General features: G+C 42.3%; 25 protein-coding genes. 14 read left to right on the top strand and 11 right to left on the bottom strand.

Features of this window, described 5'->3' with window-relative positions; translation table 11 throughout:
- Positions 1 to 2 precede the first annotated feature (2 nt).
- Positions 3 to 656 (top strand): CoA transferase subunit B, encoded by a 654-nt coding sequence (locus J0656_RS02625; RefSeq protein WP_207031302.1) that lies wholly within the window; start codon positions 3 to 5, stop codon positions 654 to 656.
- A gap of 325 nt (positions 657 to 981) precedes the next feature.
- Entirely contained in the window at positions 982 to 1,500 is a 519-nt protein-coding gene (locus tag J0656_RS02630; protein WP_207031303.1) for a GNAT family N-acetyltransferase, read from the top strand.
- Here the strand turns inward: J0656_RS02630 and J0656_RS02635 are convergent.
- Positions 1,446 to 1,805: a hypothetical protein gene (locus J0656_RS02635; protein ID WP_207031305.1), complete on the bottom strand. Its 360-nt coding sequence runs from the start codon at positions 1,803 to 1,805 to the stop codon at positions 1,446 to 1,448. The genes J0656_RS02630 and J0656_RS02635 overlap by 55 nt on opposite strands.
- 140 nt (positions 1,806 to 1,945) lie before the next feature.
- On the opposite strand from J0656_RS02635, the gene J0656_RS02640 reads away from it, so the two are divergent.
- Entirely contained in the window at positions 1,946 to 2,647 is a 702-nt protein-coding gene (locus tag J0656_RS02640; RefSeq protein ID WP_207031307.1) for a helix-turn-helix domain-containing protein, read from the top strand.
- Here J0656_RS02640 and J0656_RS02645 read toward each other — a convergent pair.
- The 6 genes from J0656_RS02645 to J0656_RS02670 form a co-directional block, all read right to left on the bottom strand.
- The gene (locus tag J0656_RS02645; RefSeq protein ID WP_207031308.1) at positions 2,622 to 3,110 is read right to left on the bottom strand and encodes a very short patch repair endonuclease; all 489 of its coding nucleotides are present in this window, start codon (positions 3,108 to 3,110) and stop codon (positions 2,622 to 2,624) included. The genes J0656_RS02640 and J0656_RS02645 overlap by 26 nt on opposite strands.
- Positions 3,111 to 3,178: 68 nt before the next feature.
- A complete protein-coding gene (locus tag J0656_RS02650) occupies positions 3,179 to 3,925 on the bottom strand; it encodes a succinate dehydrogenase/fumarate reductase iron-sulfur subunit (RefSeq protein WP_207031309.1) in 747 nt (248 codons plus the stop codon).
- A gap of 6 nt (positions 3,926 to 3,931) precedes the next feature.
- Positions 3,932 to 5,935, bottom strand: coding sequence for a fumarate reductase/succinate dehydrogenase flavoprotein subunit (locus J0656_RS02655; protein WP_207031310.1), 2,004 nt, complete (start codon positions 5,933 to 5,935; stop codon positions 3,932 to 3,934).
- Between the two features lie 2 nt (positions 5,936 to 5,937).
- Positions 5,938 to 6,603, bottom strand: coding sequence for a succinate dehydrogenase cytochrome b subunit (locus tag J0656_RS02660; protein WP_207031311.1), 666 nt, complete (start codon positions 6,601 to 6,603; stop codon positions 5,938 to 5,940).
- A gap of 252 nt (positions 6,604 to 6,855) precedes the next feature.
- Entirely contained in the window at positions 6,856 to 7,476 is a 621-nt protein-coding gene (locus J0656_RS02665) for an SIMPL domain-containing protein (protein ID WP_207031312.1), read from the bottom strand.
- A 62-nt stretch (positions 7,477 to 7,538) separates the two neighbouring features.
- A complete protein-coding gene (locus J0656_RS02670) occupies positions 7,539 to 8,153 on the bottom strand; it encodes a collagen-like protein (protein WP_207031313.1) in 615 nt (204 codons plus the stop codon).
- A gap of 253 nt (positions 8,154 to 8,406) precedes the next feature.
- On the opposite strand from J0656_RS02670, the gene J0656_RS02675 reads away from it, so the two are divergent.
- The 3 genes from J0656_RS02675 to J0656_RS02685 all read left to right on the top strand — a co-directional run bounded on the left by J0656_RS02675 (position 8,407) and on the right by J0656_RS02685 (position 11,654).
- Positions 8,407 to 9,141: a LytR/AlgR family response regulator transcription factor gene (locus J0656_RS02675; protein WP_207031314.1), complete on the top strand. Its 735-nt coding sequence runs from the start codon at positions 8,407 to 8,409 to the stop codon at positions 9,139 to 9,141.
- Between the two features lie 9 nt (positions 9,142 to 9,150).
- Positions 9,151 to 10,683: a sensor histidine kinase gene (locus J0656_RS02680; RefSeq protein ID WP_207031316.1), complete on the top strand. Its 1,533-nt coding sequence runs from the start codon at positions 9,151 to 9,153 to the stop codon at positions 10,681 to 10,683.
- An 83-nt stretch (positions 10,684 to 10,766) separates the two neighbouring features.
- Positions 10,767 to 11,654, top strand: a complete 888-nt coding sequence (locus tag J0656_RS02685; protein WP_207031318.1) for a RimK family alpha-L-glutamate ligase — start codon at positions 10,767 to 10,769, stop codon at positions 11,652 to 11,654.
- A gap of 11 nt (positions 11,655 to 11,665) precedes the next feature.
- Here the strand turns inward: J0656_RS02685 and J0656_RS02690 are convergent, their stop codons facing one another.
- Together J0656_RS02690 and J0656_RS02695 are read right to left on the bottom strand one after the other, a co-directional pair.
- A complete protein-coding gene (locus J0656_RS02690) occupies positions 11,666 to 12,097 on the bottom strand; it encodes a hypothetical protein (RefSeq protein WP_207031319.1) in 432 nt (143 codons plus the stop codon).
- Positions 12,098 to 12,280: 183 nt separating this feature from the next.
- Entirely contained in the window at positions 12,281 to 12,670 is a 390-nt protein-coding gene (locus tag J0656_RS02695; RefSeq protein WP_207031320.1) for a DUF2721 domain-containing protein, read from the bottom strand.
- Positions 12,671 to 12,749: 79 nt separating this feature from the next.
- Here J0656_RS02695 and J0656_RS02700 point away from each other — a divergent pair, with 79 nt between their 5' ends.
- The 3 genes from J0656_RS02700 (at position 12,750) to J0656_RS02710 (ending at position 14,924) form a co-directional block, all read left to right on the top strand.
- A complete protein-coding gene (locus J0656_RS02700; RefSeq protein WP_207031321.1) occupies positions 12,750 to 14,042 on the top strand; it encodes an aminopeptidase P family protein in 1,293 nt (430 codons plus the stop codon).
- A 5-nt stretch (positions 14,043 to 14,047) separates the two neighbouring features.
- Complete coding sequence (locus J0656_RS02705) at positions 14,048 to 14,224, top strand: hypothetical protein (protein ID WP_207031322.1); 177 nt, start codon at positions 14,048 to 14,050, stop codon at positions 14,222 to 14,224.
- A 70-nt stretch (positions 14,225 to 14,294) separates the two neighbouring features.
- Positions 14,295 to 14,924, top strand: a complete 630-nt coding sequence (locus J0656_RS02710) for a cation efflux transmembrane domain-containing protein (protein WP_207031323.1) — start codon at positions 14,295 to 14,297, stop codon at positions 14,922 to 14,924.
- A 173-nt stretch (positions 14,925 to 15,097) separates the two neighbouring features.
- On the opposite strand, the gene brnQ is transcribed toward J0656_RS02710, so the two are convergent.
- A complete protein-coding gene (brnQ, locus tag J0656_RS02715; RefSeq protein WP_207031324.1) occupies positions 15,098 to 16,387 on the bottom strand; it encodes a branched-chain amino acid transport system II carrier protein in 1,290 nt (429 codons plus the stop codon).
- Positions 16,388 to 16,629: 242 nt separating this feature from the next.
- Here brnQ and J0656_RS02720 point away from each other — a divergent pair, with 242 nt between their 5' ends.
- Positions 16,630 to 16,884 (top strand): DUF1660 family phage protein, encoded by a 255-nt coding sequence (locus J0656_RS02720; RefSeq protein WP_207031325.1) that lies wholly within the window; start codon positions 16,630 to 16,632, stop codon positions 16,882 to 16,884.
- A gap of 121 nt (positions 16,885 to 17,005) precedes the next feature.
- On the opposite strand, the gene thiL is transcribed toward J0656_RS02720, so the two are convergent.
- On the bottom strand, positions 17,006 to 18,052 hold the full coding sequence (gene thiL, locus J0656_RS02725; protein WP_207031327.1) for a thiamine-phosphate kinase: 1,047 nt from the start codon (positions 18,050 to 18,052) through the stop codon (positions 17,006 to 17,008).
- Positions 18,053 to 18,300: 248 nt separating this feature from the next.
- Here thiL and J0656_RS02730 point away from each other — a divergent pair, with 248 nt between their 5' ends.
- The 4 genes from J0656_RS02730 to sufD all read left to right on the top strand — a co-directional run bounded on the left by J0656_RS02730 (position 18,301) and on the right by sufD (position 22,350).
- Positions 18,301 to 18,630 carry a HesB/IscA family protein gene (locus J0656_RS02730; protein ID WP_207031329.1) on the top strand — a complete coding sequence of 110 codons (330 nt, stop codon included), beginning with the start codon at positions 18,301 to 18,303 and terminating at the stop codon, positions 18,628 to 18,630.
- Between the two features lie 40 nt (positions 18,631 to 18,670).
- The gene (gene sufB, locus J0656_RS02735; protein ID WP_207031330.1) at positions 18,671 to 20,116 is read left to right on the top strand and encodes a Fe-S cluster assembly protein SufB; all 1,446 of its coding nucleotides are present in this window, start codon (positions 18,671 to 18,673) and stop codon (positions 20,114 to 20,116) included.
- An 87-nt stretch (positions 20,117 to 20,203) separates the two neighbouring features.
- Positions 20,204 to 20,956, top strand: a complete 753-nt coding sequence (sufC, locus tag J0656_RS02740; protein ID WP_207031331.1) for a Fe-S cluster assembly ATPase SufC — start codon at positions 20,204 to 20,206, stop codon at positions 20,954 to 20,956.
- Between the two features lie 77 nt (positions 20,957 to 21,033).
- Positions 21,034 to 22,350, top strand: a complete 1,317-nt coding sequence (gene sufD / locus J0656_RS02745) for a Fe-S cluster assembly protein SufD (protein ID WP_207031332.1) — start codon at positions 21,034 to 21,036, stop codon at positions 22,348 to 22,350.
- Positions 22,351 to 22,355 lie beyond the last annotated feature (5 nt).

Consider the following 22,355-nt stretch of genomic DNA (forward strand, 5'->3'; position numbering starts at 1 on the left):
ATATGTTGGATAAAAACGGAATAGCAAAACGTATAGCGAAAGAGGTCAAGGACGGATACTACGTCAACCTCGGTATAGGAATACCCACATTGGTCGCCAATTTCGTGCGGGACGATATCAGTGTAGAATTTCAAAGTGAGAATGGCGTTCTTGGGATGGGTCCTTTCCCTTTCGAAGGGGAAGAAGATGCCGATATAATTAATGCAGGCAAACAGACCATTACCACATTGCCCGGCGCTTCATTCTTTGATTCTGCAACCAGTTTTGGCATGATACGTGGCCAACATGTCCACTTAACCATTTTAGGCGCTATGGAAGTGGCGGAGAACGGTGATATCGCCAATTGGAAGATACCCGGTAAAATGGTGAAGGGTATGGGAGGCGCCATGGATTTGGTGGCATCTGCGGAAAACATCATAGTGGCAATGATGCACACCAACAGGGACGGAGATTCAAAACTTTTAAAAAGATGTACGTTGCCGTTGACGGGCGTGGGTTGCGTTACAAAAATCGTGACCAACCTTGCGGTATTGGAGGTGACGGACCAAGGATTTAAACTGTTGGAAAGAGCACCAGGTGTTTCCGTAGAGGAAATCAAGAACGCAACCGAAGGGAGGTTGGTTGTGGATGGTGACGTTCCGGAAATGAGGATTTAATAAATATCCTTGGCATTTTTACAACATTTTAAAGCTATTACACAACAATAGTTTTAGAATGCCGTTCATCGATTATATATTTGGTTATATCGAAATTTTTACCCAAATTAACACCACCAAAACCGCTTTGACCATGGCACTAAAAACACAGACTACAATGGATGAAAACGTCCAAGTTTACCGAAACGATTTTTTCACAGGATTTATGCTTTTGATTAAAAAGCTTTTTATGCTTTAAATCAGTAATATCCCCCTGAAAAATTTGGAGCCAACACCCTTGTTCGGCTCTTTTTTTTGCTATAATTTTAAAGAAAACCATTCAGATATGTCGCTTCACTTTCGGGAATGCGAGGGTACCGATTTGGATACCTTGGTGAATATATCCAAAAGCACCTTTTCCGATGCCTTTGAAAAGGACAACGACCCCGAAGACTTCCAGAAATATATCAATGAGGCCTTCCATTATAAAAAGCTAGCCGCCGAACTCGCAAATAGGGATAGTCTTTTTCATTTTGTTTATGACGATGAAACATTGGTGGGCTATTTCAAATTGAATATTGGTGCCGCCCAAACCGATGTGCACGACCCCAATGCCCTGGAAATTGAACGCATTTATGTTATAGGAGAACATCAGGGCAAAAAAATCGGTTCTTGGATGCTCAAGAAAGTAATGGCCCAAGCTGAATCATTAAAGAAGAATTACATTTGGTTGGGAGTTTGGGAGCACAACCCAAAAGCCATTCAATTTTACCAAAGGCATGGCTTTGCCAAGTTTGGGGAACATCCGTATTATATTGGTTCAGATAGGCAGACAGACTGGTTGCTCCGGCTAAATATTAAGTAATCCGCCCAGGTAAACATTATCCCCCCCGCTTGTAATTTATGCGCTACGGAGTTTTCAAAAGCGGCATGCATCAACAGAGAGATTGCCTTTGCATTCAGCTTTGTTAGACTATTTGTTCTGTATACCACATCACGAATAGTGGAAAAGCTCACATTGCTCTTAATGGCAATATTGGCCAAATCGTTTTTGGATGTGTTTCTGCGGAGAACCTCGGAGAGCTTTTTGCTTATCGGTTTGCCGTAATTTTCATCAGTAAAGATCAGTTCGATTTTAAGGAGTGGCCCAAGGCCTTTCATGGAACCCATATATAATTCAAGTTTAAATAATTATATGTCGGGGTCAGATCCTATTTTCTATATTTGGCTTGTAACCCAATTACAGAAAAGTAGATAGATTGCTGCGTTAAGCGCATATTGCGTAACAATAGTACACAATATAGAAATAAATGTATATAATCAAGCAGTTACGAAGAAAAAATAATATAAGTCAATCGCAATTGGGCGAGGAAATTGGGGTAAGTCTTCGTACGATTCAGCTCTACGAACGCAAGGACGCCAATATCCCGATCAAAAATCTAACCAAGATAGCCGAGTATTTTGGCCTTACCATTGCCGAGCTGTACATGCACGAGGTAAACGATATGGGCGAGGCCTATACCAAACGTCAGCCATTTACCAAGCATGGAAGCGTTTTTTACCCATTGGAGCATGGTAAATATTTGGTTATGGCTCCTTTGATACTGATAGAGTGGCAAAAAGAATATATTGTAAATATACGGAAGGATAACTTCAGCAATCCATTTCAGGGAGGTTTTATTATTGATTTTTTAACCGAAGAACCCCACCGTATATTCGAAGTATCTGGCGATTCCATGAACGATTCCAGTGCTGAATCCATTCCTAACAAAGCATACGTTCTTGGTCTGGAAATCAAAAAAGAATCGTTGACCCGTAATGAGACCTTATGGCGGCAATCCTATATATTGGTTTGTGCGGATAGGATTATCTGTAAGCGGCTTACAGGATATAATAAAGAAAAAAGGACATTGGTTTGCCACAATTTGAATACTTCTCCAGAATTTCAAGATTTTGAATTGTCTTTGGAAGATGTGCTACAAGTCTTTAGGATAGTGAAAAAGCAGCTTTGACCTTGTTGAGGTGGGTCAATACCTGCTCCAAACACCCATCCAAGTCCTTTTTTATTTCAGTTTCCCAAAATCGGAAGACGGTATATCCTTTGTCCTTTAATGCCTGATTTACTTCTTGGTCCCGTTGTATGTTGCGTTCAATCTTTGGAATCCAGAACTCACGGTTGGTCTTGATTTTTTCCTTTCGTTCTTCCCAATTATGGCCATGCCAGTATTCCCCATCAATAAATATGACGGTCTTGTACTTTTTAAGGGCGATATCAGGCTTTCCGATGAGTTTTTTATAATCGATTCGATATCTATAGCCCGATTGCCATAATGCTTTTCTAAAGGCAAGTTCCGGCTTGGTGTTCTTACCTCGTATTTTTCCCATGATCTTGGAACGTTCCGGTGTCGTATAGAAACCTGATTCCTCATTGAATCGAGGCACTTTGATGCGTTCTTTTGGGTATTCTTTGCGCATACCGTAAGATAACAAAAAACCCAAACTCCTATTGGAATTTGGGTTTTGTATGTCGAAATGAGATTTGTTTACCCTTTTAAGGTAGCGGATAAGTATTCACGGTTCATTCTAGCAATGTTGGTCAATGAGATACCTTTTGGGCATTCCACTTCACAAGCTCCCGTGTTGGTACAGTTACCAAAACCTTCCAAATCCATTTGGCGGACCATGTTCTGCACACGCTCGGTAGCTTCCACCTGACCTTGGGGCAACAGGGCAAATTGAGAAACTTTGGCAGATGTGAACAACATCGCACTTGCATTTTTACAAGCGGCCACACAGGCCCCACAGCCAATGCAGGTTGCAGCATCCATAGCTTCGTCAGCAGCATGCTTATTGATGGGAATAGCGTTGGCATCTATAGTATTTCCAGAAGTGTTCACGGAAATATATCCGCCGGCTTGCTGAATACGGTCAAACGCACTACGGTCCACGATCAAATCCTTGATAACCGGGAATGCAGTGGCTCGGAAAGGTTCAATGACAATGGTATCCCCATCATTGAACTTTCTCATGTGCAATTGACAAGTGGTTACCAATCTGTCCGGTCCATGGGGCTCCCCATTGATTTGAAGCGAACATGTTCCGCAGATACCTTCCCTACAATCGTGGTCAAATTCTACGGGTTCCTCTCCTTTGGAGACCAATTCTTCATTTAGGATATCCAACATTTCCAAGAAAGACATATCTCCTTCTACACCATCAAGTGTATAATCAACTATTTTTCCTGGTGTGGATGCGTCTTTTTGACGCCATATTTTTAGATATAATTTCATGGCTTCTTATTTGTAGGATCTTGTCTTCAGTTCAATGTTCTCGTATACCAAGTCTTCTTTGTGCAATTCGGCATCTTTAGGCTCTCCCTTGTACTCCCATGCGGCGACGTATTTAAAGTTCTCGTCATCACGGAGAGCTTCACCTTCTTCGGTCTGATACTCTTCACGGAAGTGACCTCCACAAGATTCGTTTCTGTGCAGTGCATCTTTTGCGAAAAGTTCCCCCAACTCCAAGAAATCCGCAACGCGTCCGGCTTTTTCGAGCTCTTGGTTTTTGGAACCGATACTTCCCGGAATTTTTACGTTCTCCCAGAAATCCTTTCTAAGTGCAGAAATTTCCTTGATGGCTTCCTTAAGCTCTTTTTCATTTCGGGCCATACCACATTTGTTCCACATGATCTTGCCCAACTTTTTGTGGTAGTAGTCTACGGAATGGATTCCTGAACCGCTCATCAACTTTTCCATTCTCTCGCGAACTTGTTTTTCGGCTTCCTCAAACTCCTTGGAGTCTGTTGGTATTTTTCCGGTTCTGATATCTTTTGATAGATAATCTCCAATGGTGTAAGGCAACACAAAATAACCGTCAGCAAGGCCTTGCATCAACGCAGAAGCCCCCAAACGGTTTGCCCCGTGATCACTAAAATTGGCCTCGCCCGCAGCGTAGCACCCCGGAATGGTGGTCTGTAGATTATAATCCACCCAAAGACCTCCCATGGTATAATGCACGGCAGGATAAATCATCATTGGGGTCTTATACGGATTCTGATCTACGATTTTTTCGTACATCTGGAACAGGTTTCCGTATTTGGCCTCAACAACTTCTTCTCCCAATTTGATGATGGTTGCTTTGTCCGGATCTTTGAGACCAGAGGTCAAAGCTTTTTCTTTTCCATAACGCTCTATGGCAGATGCGAAGTCCAAGAATACCGCTTCTCCGGTTTTGTTTACGCCAAAACCTGCATCGCAACGTTCTTTGGCAGCCCTTGATGCCACATCACGGGGCACAAGGTTACCAAAGGCGGGATATCTTCTTTCCAAATAATAGTCCCTATCTTCTTCGGCAATTTCCGTTGGCTTCAGTTTGCCTTCGCGTACGGCAATAGCATCTTCTTTTTTCGCAGGCACCCAGATTCGTCCATCGTTCCTAAGGGATTCCGACATCAACGTCAATTTGGATTGATGGTCACCTGAAACTGGAATACAGGTCGGGTGGATTTGGGTAAAACATGGATTGGCGAAGAAAGCTCCTTTGCGGTGCGCTCTCCAAGCGGCCATCACATTGCTTCCCATGGCGTTGGTTGAAAGGAAAAATACGTTTCCATATCCTCCGGTGGCCAAAACTACTGCGTGGGCGCTATGTCTTTCAATTTCTCCACTTACCAAGTCCCTTGCGATAATTCCTCTTGCCTTACCATCGACCAAGACCAAATCCATCATTTCATGACGGTTGAAGGCTTGAATCTTACCACGGTTTATCTGACGGTTCATTGCAGAGTAGGCACCCAACAATAATTGCTGACCGGTCTGTCCTTTGGCATAAAAAGTCCTCGATACGAGAACCCCACCAAAAGAACGGTTGTCCAACATACCACCATACTCACGGGCAAAGGGAACACCTTGTGCCACACATTGGTCAATAATGTTTCCTGACACCTCGGCCAGTCGATAAACGTTGGCTTCACGGGAGCGGTAATCGCCACCTTTTATGGTATCGTAGAAAAGGCGGTAGTTGCTATCGCCATCTCCTTGGTAGTTTTTTGCCGCATTGATCCCTCCCTGGGCAGCAATGGAGTGTGCCCTACGCGGAGAATCTTGATAACAGAATGTTTTTACATTGTAACCCAACTCGGCCAAAGTAGCTGCAGCGGCACCACCTGCAAGTCCTGTACCTACAACAATGATGTCTATGTTCCTTTTGTTGGCAGGGTTAACCAGATTGATGTCGTTTTTATGCTTGGTCCATTTGTCGGCCAATGGCCCAGATGGAATTTTAGAGTCCAATATGCCCATACTTAATGTGTTATTGGGTTAAGGTGGTGATACAAGGCGATAAAAGCAAATGCCAAGGGTACCACTACCGCAAATATTTTAGCAAATTTTGTGAATCCAACGGTGTACTTGTTATTGGCACCCATGGATTGGAAAGAGGAAGCAAAGCCATGCCACAAGTGCAAGCTAAGCAACACAAAGGAAACCACGTAAAGAATGGTTCTCCAGAAAGGAGCAAATTTCTCTACCGTTTCATGATAATAACGTGTGGGGTCCTCAGGATTGGCCTCTACATATTTGTAGGCCATTTCGTGTATCCAAAAATCGTAGAAGTGCAATGCCAAGAATGCAAGGATGACCAGACCTGAATAAATCATGTTTCGGGAAACCCAGGGCGCATTGGCGCTACCATTGTACTTAACATAACCCACGTTCCTGGCCTTTCTGTTCTGGATTTCCAAAACAAAACCCATTACAAAGTGTACGATGACACCAGCAATAAGGATAGGCTGCATCAAGAACTGGACTATGGGATTGTAGCCCATAAAGTGGGATGCTTCATTAAAAAAATCAGGAGAAAATACCGAGGCCAAATTAATGGTCACGTGAAGAATCAAAAATGTGACCAAAAAAAGACCCGATAGGGCCATAACATATTTTCGGGCCAGCGAAGATTTTATCAAACTCATTAGAAGTTAGTTTTTACACAAATTTACGGCACGAATGAGTTTTTAACAAGTAATAAACAAGTAGACCCCCCTTATTTAGAAACATTATAGGGAAGGGGCAATGCTTTGAAAATGATATACTAAAAGTTCGCAATGTAGCTTGGGCGGAATTAATAATTCCGATAAAAAAGTGGGCACATCCGTACATGCCGTACAGAATGTTGGATTTGAAAAGGGATTGCGATATTTTGGGGGAGATGTTGGTTTTGAGGTTTATTTGGTTTCGAAGATCACTTGAAGGGAATAGATGTATTCCCCGACTGGACGATCGTAATATATGGAGGTTTCCACTTGCTCGTTAAGATATTGATTGTCCTCTACAGTGATTACATCACCAAGTTCCTTGCCCAGGGTGAGCGCGATTAAGGACGCTTTTTTTCTGGCGTTTTCCATTGCTTTGCCATAGAGTAGTTTAGCCACGTTTTCATCTATTTTTATAACAGCAACGCTATTCAAACGCTGAAGCCCCAACGATTTTATGGTCAAAAAGGTCCTCATTTTTTCGATGGACGAAGTTGAAAATTCATAGATGGCACCCTCTTTATCGTACCCCATGGTCTCAAAACCAAATTCATATGGTCTCTCCTTGATTTCCTTCCAAGAGATACCTTGCAACTCCAATGCCTTTTGGTAAAGGGATCTTAGTTCCTCGAAATCCATGCCGTCCGAAGCATAACTAGAGTATGCAGGACTTATTGAAACCGTAGCTTTATAGGTGGGAGAGGAATCCACATGGATGGCCCTGGCCAATACTTTAATGGTAGCGCTTTGTTCTTGGGCCGCCATTACGGAAGGCATCATTACCACCAAGAGAACGTATAATAATTGTTTCATCTTTATATAAGAGCTTAAATAATAGGTGTGTTTTGAATTAGGGGGAACTTTATAGAATCTGATTATTCAGGAATATTGAAATATTCGATGACTTGTTCGTAGCTCATTTTGGTAAAATCTATGTTTGATTTACCAGAAGTGGATACTCCACCAGGGATGAGGACATATCTGAAGTCATCAAAATAAGTAAACAAGTTGGTTCCTCCATCAGTGGCCAGTGCTTCTACATATAGTGCTATAAATCCGCTACCTTCAGATAATCTATACCTATAGATTTCATTTTGGGAAATTAGCTCAAAGGGCAATTGATAGACCTCGTTTGATATTACATTGATTTCACGTCTTCCATAGACAAGGAGAACGTCATTTGCATTGTTGAATTCCCCTAGTCCAAAGGAAACCAACAATTGATCGGATTCTTCGGCTGCAGCAAGACCTCCAAATTCGGATGCTATCCAATCCGAATAGATAACATTGGCCGTACCTGTTTCTCCTTGCTCGCCCTGTTCCCCCTGTTCCCCTTGAGGGCCTGCAGGTCCGGCGACCCCTTGCTCACCTTGAGGTCCTTGTGGGCCAACGGCACCATCCTCACCATCTTCTGGAGAGCAAGAGACAATCAACGCGACCGACATTACTGTTAAAAGAAATGCTTTAATTGATAATTCACTTGTTTTCATGTTTAAATTTTTTGGGTTTCAGAGGTCAAATTAGAATTGCTGGACCAGTTGATGAACTCGTTCCTTACCATAGGTGTATATTATTATGCTGGCTGGTTGTTTTTTATTGCCAATGGAACTTTCCTTTCTTTTTTGGAAAGATTTACCATTCGTACAGCATACATGTAGCTTACACACCATTTTGTGTTAAATATCACTATGGTTGGGTTTTGTAGCGGTTCAATTTATAATTTGGGGTAAAGAAGAAACCATCATGAGGGTAATTATTGTAGATGACGAGTTGGCCGCCATAAATAGCTTGTCTTGGGAATTAAGGAAACACTCGGACTTTATCTCGATCATTGAAACATTCACCTCTCCTGTAGAGGCCATATCGGGAATCAATTACCTAAAGCCCGATTGTGTTTTTTTGGATATTGAAATGCCCGAAATGAGCGGGTTCTCTCTTTTGGAAAAATTGGAATATCGCAACTTTGCCATAGTTATCACCACAGCATACAATCAATATGCCATTAGGGCCATTAAGGAAAGCGCGGTGGATTACCTGTTGAAACCAGTAGATCAAGACGATATTTTGGGTGTGGTGGAAAAGCTGAAAAAGCTGAATGGAGCGCAAAGTTTTAAACATCAATTCGAACAAACGTTTGAAGCCCTTTCCCGGGCAAGTTCGCCACAGATCGTCCAGATTCCGGTAAGTGGAAAGATTTTGTTCTTGCGTGTGAACGAAATTGTGTATTGCGAATCGGACGGGAATTACTCAAAAGCCTTTTTGGAATCCGGAGAACAGTTATTGGTATCAAAAAAACTGAAAGAGCTGGAGGACATGCTTCCCAATCGAATGTTCTTCAGGGTACACAATTCCTACATCGTCCATTTGCTAAAGGTAAAAGAGTATTTGCGGTCCGAAGGGTACTTGGTCTTGTTGAACCAAAAGAAAATACCTGTTTCAAGGACCAAAAAAGAGGCTTTTTTAAATAGGATGAGCTAATATGCCCTTATGCTGAAAAATTTGACAGACTTCTTCAAGGAAAGTAACCAAAATGGATTTGGTTTCTTTGTGGTTTCCGTACTGTTCTATCTTTTTGTTTTTTTTCTGATACAGTTTTTTCAGCATAAGAAAAGATTTTACCTCTTTTACTGTTTATATGCCCTGGTTACCGGCGTTACGTTGATGAAATATGTGGAAGGTGTCTTTTTTTCGGACTTTTTTCATAGTCCTTCCGGAAGAGGCTTTGTAGCCTGGGTTCATTACCCCACACAATTGTTTGCCTCGATGCTGTTCAGCTTTTTTGTCCTGGACATAATGCAGCTCAAAAACGGACATCCCAAATTCGTTAAATGGGCATACCGGGCCTATTTGGGCGTTGCCCCGATATATTTGACCTTATGGGCCGTTCAATTGATGAATCGCCGATCCTACTTGATCGATTATTTCCATGGGTTTTTCTTTTTGCCCATGAGCCTGATCGTGTTTGTGGGAGGATTCTATTTGGTACTGAAACAGGATCGCATAATCAAGTGGTACATCCTATCGGGTATGTCGGCACTTTTTGTGTCCTACCTCATCATCACTTTGTATTCGTTTAAGGATAGTAGGGCCAATGACGAAACACTGTATATTTTTTACTTGGGGGTATTGTTGGAAAGTCTCTTGTTTGCCCTCGCCATTGGTTTGGAGCAAAAAATGGTCTATAGGGATAAGGCCCAAGTACAGAAAAAATACATAGATCAGCTAGAAGAGAACCAAGTGATCAAGGAGAGTATCAACCGAACACTTTCGGATGAACTTTTGCAGACCAAGGCCGAAATAGAGGGGCTCAGTTCGGAGGCCCAAAGGGAAAGAACCGAAAAACTCACCATGAAAATGGAGAACAGGTTCGCACAGCTCAGGCTCGATGCCCTGCGCAGTCAAATGAACCCTCATTTTATTTTCAATGCGCTCAACTCCATTAAATCCTATTTGATAGAAAACAATCAAGAAAAGGCCATTTATTACTTGGGAAGGTTTTCCAAGCTTATCCGTGGAATCTTGGAAAGCTCAAGGAAGGACCTTGTCACCATAAAAGAGGAGTTGGCCATTATTGAAATGTACACTGAAATTGAAAGTGACCGCTTCAAAAACAATATTGAATACATTGCCGAAATTGATGATGGAGTATCTACGGACACTATTTTGATTCCCTCGCTCATATTACAGCCTTTTGTGGAAAACTCCATTTGGCACGGACTCACAACAAAAAGAGGTAAAAGGCGGTTGATTATTAAAGTCCAGGAAAGCGATAAAGAGGACTGTCTTAAGGTTATAGTGGAAGACAATGGTGTGGGACGACAGGCTTCCCGTCTTAAAAACCTTCAAAATCCGCTCAAAGGGCAATCGTTGGGATTATCAATAGTTCAGGATCGGTTGGATTTTTTTTCTAAAAAATACCACGAAGATTTCAGCTATACCATTTACGATATAAAAGACGAAGAAACTGGAAAGGCACTGGGAACAAGGGTAATCGTGAACCTGCCAAAAATTATGGTGTAAATCCAATTGGAATCAAAAGAAAAGCAGCCGGCAAAAGGAAAATCCAAATAATTGTCCGAATTTGGATAAAATTTAAAGAACCGATGGACGTTGCCATACTTTCCGTGAGCTTAAATGTATATTCTTCTGGGAGAATCGCCGAGGAGTTTGAAAAGGCAGGCCATTATGTAGAGCATATCGATCACACAAAGTGCTCGGTACAATTGGGAGGGGACAAGCCACAAATTTTTTACGGAACCGAGAATATTACGGATGATTTCGATGCCATTGTCCCCAGAATAGGAACCACTGTTACCAGGCATGGCGCTGCCATAGTAAAGCAGTTTGAGATGAGCCATGTATTTAGCACGGCAAAGTCTCTTGGAATCATTCGGGCAAGGAACAAGGTCTCTACCCTACAAATGATGTTCAAAAAGGGAATTCCAGTACCAAAAACGGTGTTTTCCATCAATCCAAATAATGTAGACCACCAGATTGAGCTCTTGGGCGGTGCCCCGGTAATAATCAAACTGCAGGAAGGAACCCAGGGCAAAGGGGTTATCTTGGCCGAAAGCAAAAAATCTGCAAAATCTGTCATAGATACCCTGTACAATATGAATACAAGCATTTTGTTGCAGGAGTATATCGAGGAAGCCAATGGCGAAGACCTTCGGATAATTGTTGTTGACAATAAAATTGTGGCCAGCATGAAGCGAACCAGCGGCCTGGATGATTTTAGGTCCAACGTTCATCGTGGTGCCGAGACACAAAAAGTACAATTAACGCCCAGAGAAAAGTTTATGGCGATAAATGCCACCAAACATTTGGGGCTAGGTGTGGCCGGGGTGGATTTGATTCGGTCAAAGAACGGTCCTTTGTTGATCGAGGTGAACGCCTCGCCCGGCTTAAAAGGAATTGAGGCCGCAACGGGTGTCAATGTGGCCAAAAAAATAGTTCAGTTCGTGGATAAAAATGCTAAACGTAGCAGATAAGGCAAAAGCATTTACGTATGCTGGTCAATTTCGCTATTGTTGATTTTGGCAAAGCACCATCCTACGGCATCTTCAAGGCTTGAGAACTGACGTATTTTATCTTTGAAGAATAATTTTTCTAAAATCACACTTGTCAATCCGCTATTGTTGTAGGCAACAATGGAATAGAATTCCAGTTTATGGCGATTTTTGTAAAACTTTAGCCAATCCGTGGGTACAACGGAATAATTGTTAATTCGATTGCTGATATAGGCAATTGGCCTATCCTTTCCTGAGACTTCGTAAGCTACATCTATTATTTTTTCCGCTTTGGACCAATTAAAGGTTTCACCTTCGTTCATTTCTGAGATGACCAATCCATCAAAAAAATAAAAAGTGCCAAACTCATATTCCTTGATCTGTTTTATTTTTTTAAAAAACTCCAAATCCTTAACACGCTGCATAAATCTATTCTTGAGGATATATAAAAATTACTCGGCAAAAGTAAATGTAAGCGATTGTTCCATTATGGTCGGGTTTACCAATGGGCAGTTAGGATTGGTGCAAGGCCCTTTTCAATTGACGATTGTATTTTCAGTAATAGAACGGTAACGAAGTATTCTTACATAGATTGTTTTAATGCCTGATTATTTCTCCATATTTTTTAATTGAATCCCTAGAGCTTTTGTAGATAGCTGTACTTCTAAAAGAGAGAGAATCAAGGAAATCATTAAAAAAACCAAACTTATTCCAAAAATAATGTTGGCCCATACCTCCATTTCCACATATACAAGGAACATCGTCACCGCCGCCAATAAAAAACTGATAATGGCCGACGCCTGCATGTTCTTTATAATACCCAAACGGTTTCTTAATTGATTGATTTGTTGCTTTAGGGGCTGGGCGGAAGTCTCCTCGAACTGTTTGTGGAGTTGCCTGATCAGTGCCGCAATGGCCAAATATCTTGCATTATAGGCCAGCATGGTCAAAGAAATGGCAGGAAAAAGTAGGGCGGGGATGCTTAGGTTGAGCTGCATTTTTTCAATTTGATATGGAAGGTAAGAATTTGTCTTCGGTAACGCAATTACCTAAATTTGGGCAAATCAAAATTCAACTATGAAATACTTCCAGATAGACAGCAATCTTTTTGTGAAAAACCGTAAAAAATTTATGGCCCAAATGCGGCCCAAGAGCATTGCGGTATTCAACTCCAACGATATTTATCCCATTGGGGCCGATAGTACCCTGCCCTTTGAGCAAGATCGTGATCTTTTTTACTTGTGCGGAGCGGACCAAGAGGAAACCATTTTGTTGTTGTTCCCAGAGGCCATGGACCCAAAGCACAGAGAGGTTCTTTTTGTTAGGGAAACCAACGACCATATTGCAGTTTGGGAGGGAGCAAAGCTCACCAAAGAAAAGGCGACCGAAGTATCGGGGATAGAAACCGTGTATTGGCTCACAGATTTCGATAAAATCTTTTTTGATTTGATGACGGAGGCGGACACGATTTATTTCAATACCAACGAGCATTACCGCCAAGCGGTGGAAACCCAAACACGGGAAGATCGCTTTATAGAAAAGTGCAAGAAGGAGTATCCTGCTCACCAATGGGCAAAGAGCAACCCTATTTTGCAAAATATCCGTGGAGTAAAGGAACCCGAGGAAATTGAATTGATGCAGAAAGCCTGCGATATCACAGAAAAAGGATTCAGGCGCATATTGGGGTTTGTAAAGCCCGGAGTTTGGGAACACGAAATTGAAGCTGAGTTCCTTCACGAATTTGTCCGTAACCGCTCCAAAGGTTTTGCCTACAGTCCCATTATAGCCTCTGGGGGCAATGCCAACGTACTTCACTATTTGGAGAATAACCAAGAAGTGAAGGATGGCGATATGATTCTTTTGGATCTTGCTGCTGAGTACGCCAACTATTCCAGCGATATGACGAGGACCATTCCCGCCAATGGAAGATTTACAGATAGACAGAAACAGGTTTACAGCGCAGTGCTTCGCGTTAAGAATGAGGCCACAAAGATGTTGGTGCCCGGAACCATTTGGGCCGAGTTCCACAAAGAAGTAGGCAAGCTCATGACTTCCGAGTTGATGGGTCTGGGCTTATTGGACAAGGCCGATGTTCAGAACGAAAACCCGGATTGGCCGGCATACAAAAAATACTTTATGCACGGGACCAGCCATCATATCGGGTTGAACACACACGATTACGGAGAATTAAAAACCCCTATGAAAGCCAATATGGTATTTACGGTGGAACCTGGAATCTACATTCCGGCAGAAGGAATGGGCATCCGTTTGGAAGATGATGTGGTCATTCAAGAAAAAGGAGAGCCATTTAACCTAATGCGCAATATTCCTATCGAGATTGAAGAAATCGAAGAGTTGATGAATACATAGTCACAATGAAGTTCCTGTTCTTGTTCATTCAACAATCTGACATTGAAAAAAAGATAGCGGAAGCTCCCGATAGCTCCTACGAAATAGGTGTGGTCATCGGGAGCTATCTCCCTTTTGTGATTTTGGCAGGTATTGCCTATGCCATTTATCACTATAATAAAAAGAAACGCGGCTCGGAATAGATATGTTACATGTATCTTTTGCCTTTTCCATACAAAAAAGCGAACTTCAACAAAAGCAAATTCGCATAGTTTGGAAAAGCAGCATAAACTTTACCGTACCGCATTTGTCCTAGCACTCATCACCATTTTTTATAACATTGGTGAAGGAATTATTTCTACATATCTTGGTTTTGAAGACGAAAGTCTTGCTCTTTTCGGTTTTGGCACGGACAGTTTTATCGAAGTTATTTCAGGATTGGGCATTGCCCATATGGTGTTGCGCATCCAAAGGAGCCCCGAAAGCAATCGGGACAATTTTGAGCGCACAGCTTTAAGAATTACAGGTGTTGCCTTTTATATTTTGGTCGTGGGTCTTGTAGTATCGAGCATATACAATATTTGGACCGGCCATAAACCACTGACCACTTTTTGGGGCGTCATCATTTCCTCCATATCCATACTAATTATGTGGATTTTGGTCTGGTGGAAGAGAAAAGTGGGGCGGGAACTTGATTCGGCTCCCATTTTGGCCGATGCCAATTGCACATTGGTCTGTGTGTACATGTCCATTATCCTTTTGATAAGTAGCGGTATCTACGAGCTTTTCAAAATTCCTTATATAGATAGTTTGGGGACCTTGGGCTTGGCCTATTTTGCGTTTTCTGAGGGAAAGGAATGCTTCGAGAAAGCTAAAAGTGACAAACACTGTTGTTGTGATTAAGAATGATTTACCTTTCAGCTAAAAAAACTGTGAGCCATTCATTGTCCAGGGGACACCATAGGTCAAATAGACCTTAAACATATCTGGACAGAATGGCGGGAGAATTTAGAGGAGGGGCTGCCTAAGGCCGAAGCGGACAATATTGCTGGCAGGTTTGAATATTCGACAACCTTTTAACTTTTCTCACCTAGATTTCCGACGATAAAAACAACCAATGCAGGCAAAACCCACCCCATTTGATGTTGGCTCAAGGGAATCCAATCTACATAATGCGAAATGTGTTCGTCCAACCCAATGCTTCCCAAAAAATCAGGTACACTGAAGAGGATTGTAGTGCCGACAACCCATCTGAACACTTTTTCAGAAGCGTATTTCCCAGGAGAAACGTTCAGTAAAATCAAAATAATAGTTATAGGATATATGAACATTAAGGCAGGAACGGCCACAGTAATAATGTAGCCCACATCGAACTGACCTATTAAAACACCAAGTACACAACCTATAAAAGCTGTGATTCGGTACGCCCATAAAGAATCGTTGAATCGGCCTTTTATAAAATCTGAAGTGCCCGTCACAATTCCGACAGCAGTGGTAAAACAGGCCAAGCTTACCAGTATGCTCAATAAAAGATTGGCTGTTTCGCCCAGAGTTTTTGTGCTTATTCCACGTAAGAGTGCTGTTCTGGTTATTTCGTTGTCAAAAGAGTTCCCAAACAAGGCCCCGGTGAGAATCAGTCCTCCGTAAACTAAAAATAATCCAGCACCTGCCCAAAGACCGGCCCTCCTTATGAGTCTTCGTTTTTCTTCATAAGAAGCAGATTTTTCTTTGATGTTGACCGATATAATGATCACGGCACCAACCACAACGGCACCAATGGCGTCGAAGGTTTGATAACCCTCCAAAATACCGGAACTAAAAGGTTGGATCATGTCAGAGGGGACAAAATCAAAATCCAAGGTAAATATGGCGGTCATGATGATGATCAAAAGGATGATAAGGATGCCAGGGGTCAATATTTTTCCAAGGGCATCCAAAACTTTGGTTCTGTTGATGGCAAAAACAAAAACCAACATAAAGTAGATAAGGCTGGTAAGTAATGATGATGAACCCCAAAAAGGCTGAATTGCCATTTCGTGGGTTACCGATGCTGTTCGTGGCGATGGCAAAGCAATTGCAATTGCGTAAATCAAATAACAATATGCTACACTAAATGATGGAGAGACTTTTTTTGCAAAATCGAACAGGGTGCCCTGTAGTTTCGCATGGGCCACTATCCCTAAAATAGGAACAAGCGCTCCCGAAATACAGAAGCCCAAGGCCACCAACCACCATAAATGACCCGATTTAAACCCCAGCAATGGTGGCAAAACCAGGTTGCCTGCTCCAAAAAAGAGGGAAAAAAGCGCAAATGCAGTGACGGTTAACGATTTTTTATTGATGGATTGTTGATAATTTGTTTTCAATGCGGTATCTTACAAAAGCGTTTTTTGACGGAAAAAGGCGACTTTTTATCGATTTTGAGGTATTTCATCGAAAAAAATATTATCTCGATACATTTACAAAATAAAAAGTTATCAACATCCGTTCCTATAAAAATTGAATCTCAAAAATAATTTATATAACAAAAAATTACCATTAACCAAAGTAAGCATTTTTCGAAGCCCCATTTCGTAATTATATGCTTTTCTCCAAACAACACCCGCCTATGAAAACAACTACTACGCAGCATGGCAACAAATTTTCTTCCTTCTTTTGCAGCTTGTTCGGACACCATTACACGGTATCCAAAAAAGTGACACAGCATATAAAAGAGTATAAATGTCTTCATTGCCAAAAGCAAGTCACAACAGATGTCAGCGGAAAGCTCTCCGCCTTGACACCTCAAATGCAAGAGATCAACAGTACACTGGAAGACATGTACAGAAAAAGACAAAGTAGGGTAGTGCACCAAGTGGCATAGCCCTTTTTTGTTTTAGGAAAAGGCCCAAATCTTATCCCGGAAACTTAAGTAATTGCCTACTGCTAATGGTTGCGTGCCCCAATACCATGATGTAGGGATGCCCTTGATTTTCGGGATTTTTTTATCCGTTGAACGAATTCCACCCCTGTGCCGTGATCGGTATCTTGGTCTCTGCCCTGGTAATTAAGTGAATGCCTTCATTCTTTTCCGTCATATGCCCAATTACCGTCAAGTTGGGGTTTCCTTTAATCTTGGGAAAATCTGCTTGGTCAATAGTGAACAACAACTCATAATCCTCACCGCCGCTCAAGGCAATCATGGTACTGTCCATTTTAAATTCTTCGGATGCGGAAATCACCGTGGGATCCAATGGGATTTTCTCTTCAAAAACATTACAGCCAATATCACTATGCTTGCATAAATGAATTACTTCCGAAGAAAGGCCGTCGCTGATGTCTACCATGGAAGTCGGCTTTACCTCCAATTTTTTGAGCAGCTCTACAATGTCTTTTCGTGCTTCCGGCTTTAATTGCCTTTCTACGATGTAAGAATAGGGTTCAAGATCGGGCTGACTGTTCGGATTTACCTTGAACACCTCTTTTTCGCGTTCAAGGACCTGAAGGCCAAGATAGGCACCTCCCAAATCGCCAGAAACCACCAATAAATCGTTGGGCTTGCTGCCTTTTCGGTAAACGATGTCGTTATCATCCGCAGCGCCGATGGCAGTTACGCTTACGATCATTCCCCTTGTTGAAGAGGTGGTGTCTCCACCCACCAGGTCAACATTGTACAGCTTGCATGCAAGTGCTACTCCTTCATAAAATTCTTCTAGCGCTTCCAAAGGAAACCGGTTGGAAATGGCCAAAGAAACTGTTATCTGTGTGGCCATGGCGTTCATGGCGTAGATATCGGAAAGATTCACCATCACCGATTTATAGCCCAAGTGCTTCAAGGGCATATAGCTCAGGTCAAAATGAACCCCTTCCACCAACATGTCGGTGGACACGATGATTTTTTTGCCATTATGATCCATTACGGCAGCATCATCGCCCACCCCAACTATGGAAGATGGTTGTTTGAGTTCAAAGTTTTTGGTAAGATGGTCGATCAGACCAAATTCGCCCAATTCTTCCAAAGATGTACGTTCTTGATTCTTGTCTTCTAGCATTTTGCAAAAATAATGAGGATAATCGTAAATCCTGTAGTCGGATGGAACATAAAATTTTTTCGGCAAAAACCTGTCAAAAGTCACTAAGAATACTTGCAAATTCACGACTGATGGGACTTGTGGTCAAATTGCACTAATTTTTCATAGGAAACACCTATGGAATCATTCGTTATATTAATGTTAGTTGCTATGGTAAAACCCTTTAGATACAGTATATTTGTAGGCTATTTAGATTAAATTCAAGTAAGATGATTAAGGTTTCAGAATCAGCAAGGCACAAAGTGGTGTCCCTTATGACCGAAGAAGGTTATAATGCGACCACGGACTATGTGCGCGTTGGCGTAAAGAGCGGAGGGTGCAGTGGATTGTCTTATGAATTGACCTTTGACAATTCCGCTACCGATACAGATAAGATTTTTGAAGATAACGATGTGAGAATCATCGTGGACAAAAAAAGCTTTTTGTATTTGGTGGGCACCACATTGGAATATTCCGGAGGTTTGAACGGAAAGGGTTTTGTGTTCAACAACCCCAACGCTCAACGAACCTGCGGATGTGGAGAAAGTTTTTCACTATAAACATTGACTTAAAGCCTGTAATTGGCTAACTTAAAGATATATGGCTTATACAGAAGAAGAATTAAAGAAAGAGTTGGAGACCAAAGAGTACGAGTATGGTTTCTACACGGACATTGAATCGGATACCTTTCCAAAAGGGTTGAACGAGGACATTGTTATTGCCATTTCCAAGAAGAAGGAAGAACCCGATTGGATGACGAAGTGGCGATTGGAAGCATTCCGTGCCTGGAAAGAAATGGAAGAACCCGAATGGGCGAACGTAAAATACCAAAAGCCTGACTTCCAAAATATTTCCTACTACTCGGCTCCCAACAAAAAACCGAAGTACGATAGCTTGGACGAAGTAGATCCAGAATTACTGGACACGTTCAAAAAGTTGGGAATTTCGGTAGATGAGCAGAAAAAGTTGGCAGGTGTTGCGGTGGATATCGTAATGGACTCCGTATCCGTGGCCACCACTTTCAAAAAAACATTGGCAGAAAAAGGCATTATTTTCTGTTCCATTTCCGAAGCTATCAAGGAGCACCCTGAATTGGTGAAAAAATATTTGGGAACTGTAGTTCCACAAAGGGACAATTTTTACGCGGCATTGAACTCAGCGGTATTTTCCGATGGATCTTTCTGCTACATTCCAAAAGGAGTGAGGTGTCCTATGGAACTTTCCACCTATTTCCGAATCAACCAAGCGGGAACTGGACAGTTCGAGAGAACCTTGGTCATTGCCGAAGAAGGCAGTTATGTGAGCTATTTGGAAGGATGTACCGCCCCAATGCGGGACGAGAACCAATTGCACGCAGCAGTGGTAGAGCTTATAGCTCTGGACAATGCGGAAATCAAATATTCCACAGTTCAGAACTGGTTTCCTGGCAACAAAGAGGGAAAAGGAGGCGTTTACAACTTTGTGACCAAGCGCGGTCTGTGTGAAAAGCATGCCAAAATTTCTTGGACGCAGGTCGAGACAGGTTCTGCGGTAACATGGAAATACCCATCATGTATTTTGAAAGGCGATTATTCCATTGGTGAATTTTATTCCATTGCCGTGACCAACAATTTCCAACAAGCGGATACAGGGACCAAAATGGTTCACTTGGGCAAGAATACCAAGAGTACCATCATTTCCAAAGGTATTTCAGCAGGACAGTCACAAAACAGCTACCGTGGATTGGTGCAGGTGAACAGCCGTGCTGAAAATGCAAGGAACTTCTCCCAATGCGATTCCCTATTGATGGGTAACCGTTGCGGGGCGCACACGTTCCCTTACATAGAGGTCAAGAACAAAAGCGCACAGATAGAGCACGAAGCCACGACCAGTAAGATTGGTGAGGATCAGATTTTCTACTGTAACCAAAGAGGAATTGATACCGAAAAGGCCATTGCCTTGATTGTAAACGGATTTAGCAAGGAAGTATTGAACAAACTACCAATGGAATTTGCCGTAGAGGCACAAAAATTATTGGAAATCAGTTTGGAAGGCTCCGTAGGATAACTTCGGCCATTCTCAGCTACCCAATCCAATCTGGTGATTGAGCGAAGTCCAAATCACAATTATTAAGACAGAACACAATTTTACAAAATGCTAGAAATAAAGAACTTACACGCAAGCGTAGACGGTAAAGAAATCCTTAAGGGAATCAATCTAAAGGTGAACGCAGGAGAGGTACACGCCATTATGGGCCCCAACGGCTCTGGTAAAAGTACCTTGGCCGAAGTAATCGCAGGACAGGAGGAATTTGAAGTAGGCGAAGGAAGCATCCTTCTGGAAGGGGAAGACTTGGAAGAACTTTCCCCAGAAGAAAGAGCCCACAAAGGAGTGTTCCTATCGTTCCAGTACCCAGTTGAGATTCCAGGGGTATCGGTGACCAATTTTATGAAGACCGCTATCAACGAATCCAGAAAAGCACAAGGTTTGGAAGATATGCCAGCCAACGAAATGCTCAAGAAGATTCGTGAGAAGTCCGAAATGTTGGAAATCGACCGAAAGTTCCTTTCTCGTTCCTTGAACGAAGGGTTCTCCGGAGGGGAAAAGAAACGTAACGAAATCTTTCAAATGGCTATGATGGAACCCAAATTGGCCATTTTGGACGAGACCGATTCCGGTTTGGATATCGATGCCCTGCGTATCGTTTCCAATGGTGTAAACAAATTGCGCAGCAAGGACAACGCCATCATCGTGATTACACACTACCAACGATTGTTGGAGTATATCGTTCCCGATTTTGTACACGTGTTGTACAACGGGAAAATCGTAAAATCCGGAACCAAGGAATTGGCCCTGGAACTGGAAGAAAAAGGATACGATTGGTTAAAAGAAGAAGCTGCAGTTTAAAAAACAGATGTAAGACTTCAGACATCGGGTTTCAGAATACCTAAACTGAAAGCTGACCACTGAAAACTTAAAAAGATATGGATTTAAAGGAAAAATTAGTCTCCTCTTTTATGGCATTTGAAGATGGCTTGGATTTAGATCATCCAGTACATGAGGAAAGATCCAGTGCCATAAAGAATTTTGAGACCAAGGGCTTCCCGACAAAAAAGGATGAAGCTTGGAAGTATACCTCGTTGAGGGGCTTGGAAAAAATAGATTTCAGCATCTTTCCAAAGCATGAGACCACGTTGGAATACAAGGATGTGAAAAAATACTTCCTCCACGAGATAGACACCTACAAAATTGTTTTCGTTGATGGGGTGTACAGTTCATACCTCTCCGAAACCACACATGATGGCGTAGATGTCTGTTTGATGAGCTCTGCCTTTAGTAAGCCCATGTTCAAACAGGTGATAGAAGTATATTTTAACAAAGCGGCCTCCAAAGATGAGTCGTTGACCTCTTTGAACACAGCTTTTAGCAAAGAAGGAGCGTACATCTATATTCCCAAGAACAAAATGCCCAAAAAGCCTATCCAAATTTTACATTTGGCCACGGGCAAGGAACCAGCCTTGATGTTGCAACCCCGTAACTTGATCGTTGCCGAGGACAACGCTGAGGTTCAGATCATAGAGCGCCACCAAAGTTTGACGGGGAACGAAGTGTTTACCAACTCAGTGACCGAAATTTTTGCTGGCAAGGACGCCATCGTGGACTACTACAAAGTTCAGAACGATGAGCCTACCGCCTCCTTGGTGGACAATACATATATCTCACAAAAAGATAGCAGCGTTGTAAGGGTGCATACGTTCTCCTTGGGCGGAAAGTTGATCCGTAACAACCTGAACTTTTACCAGAACGGGGAGCGTATCGACTCTACCCTGAAAGGGATTACGATTTTGGGCGATAAACAGCATGTGGACCATCATACTTTGGTGCACCACGCACAGCCCAATTGTGAGAGCCATCAAGATTATAAGGGTATTTTCGGGGATAGCTCCACAGGAGTGTTCAACGGAAAGATCATAGTGGACAAGATTGCCCAAAAGACGGATGCCTTTCAGCAGAACAACAATATTTTGTTGAGCGATAAATCGACCATCAACTCAAAACCCCAATTGGAAATCTTCGCGGACGATGTAAAATGTTCGCACGGGTGCACCATTGGTCAGTTGGACGATGAAGCGCTCTTTTATCTGAGGTCAAGAGGAATTCCAAAGAAAGAAGCCAAGGCTTTGCTGATGTACGCTTTTGCCAACAACGTTTTGGAAAGTGTCCGTATCCCAGAGTTAAAGCTGCGGATCAATAAGATCATTGCTGATAAACTGGGTGTACGCATGGGTTTTGACCTGTAAAACAA

The sequence above is a fragment of the Flagellimonas aurea genome (assembly GCF_017313785.1).
Taxonomy (GTDB): domain Bacteria; phylum Bacteroidota; class Bacteroidia; order Flavobacteriales; family Flavobacteriaceae; genus Flagellimonas; species Flagellimonas aurea.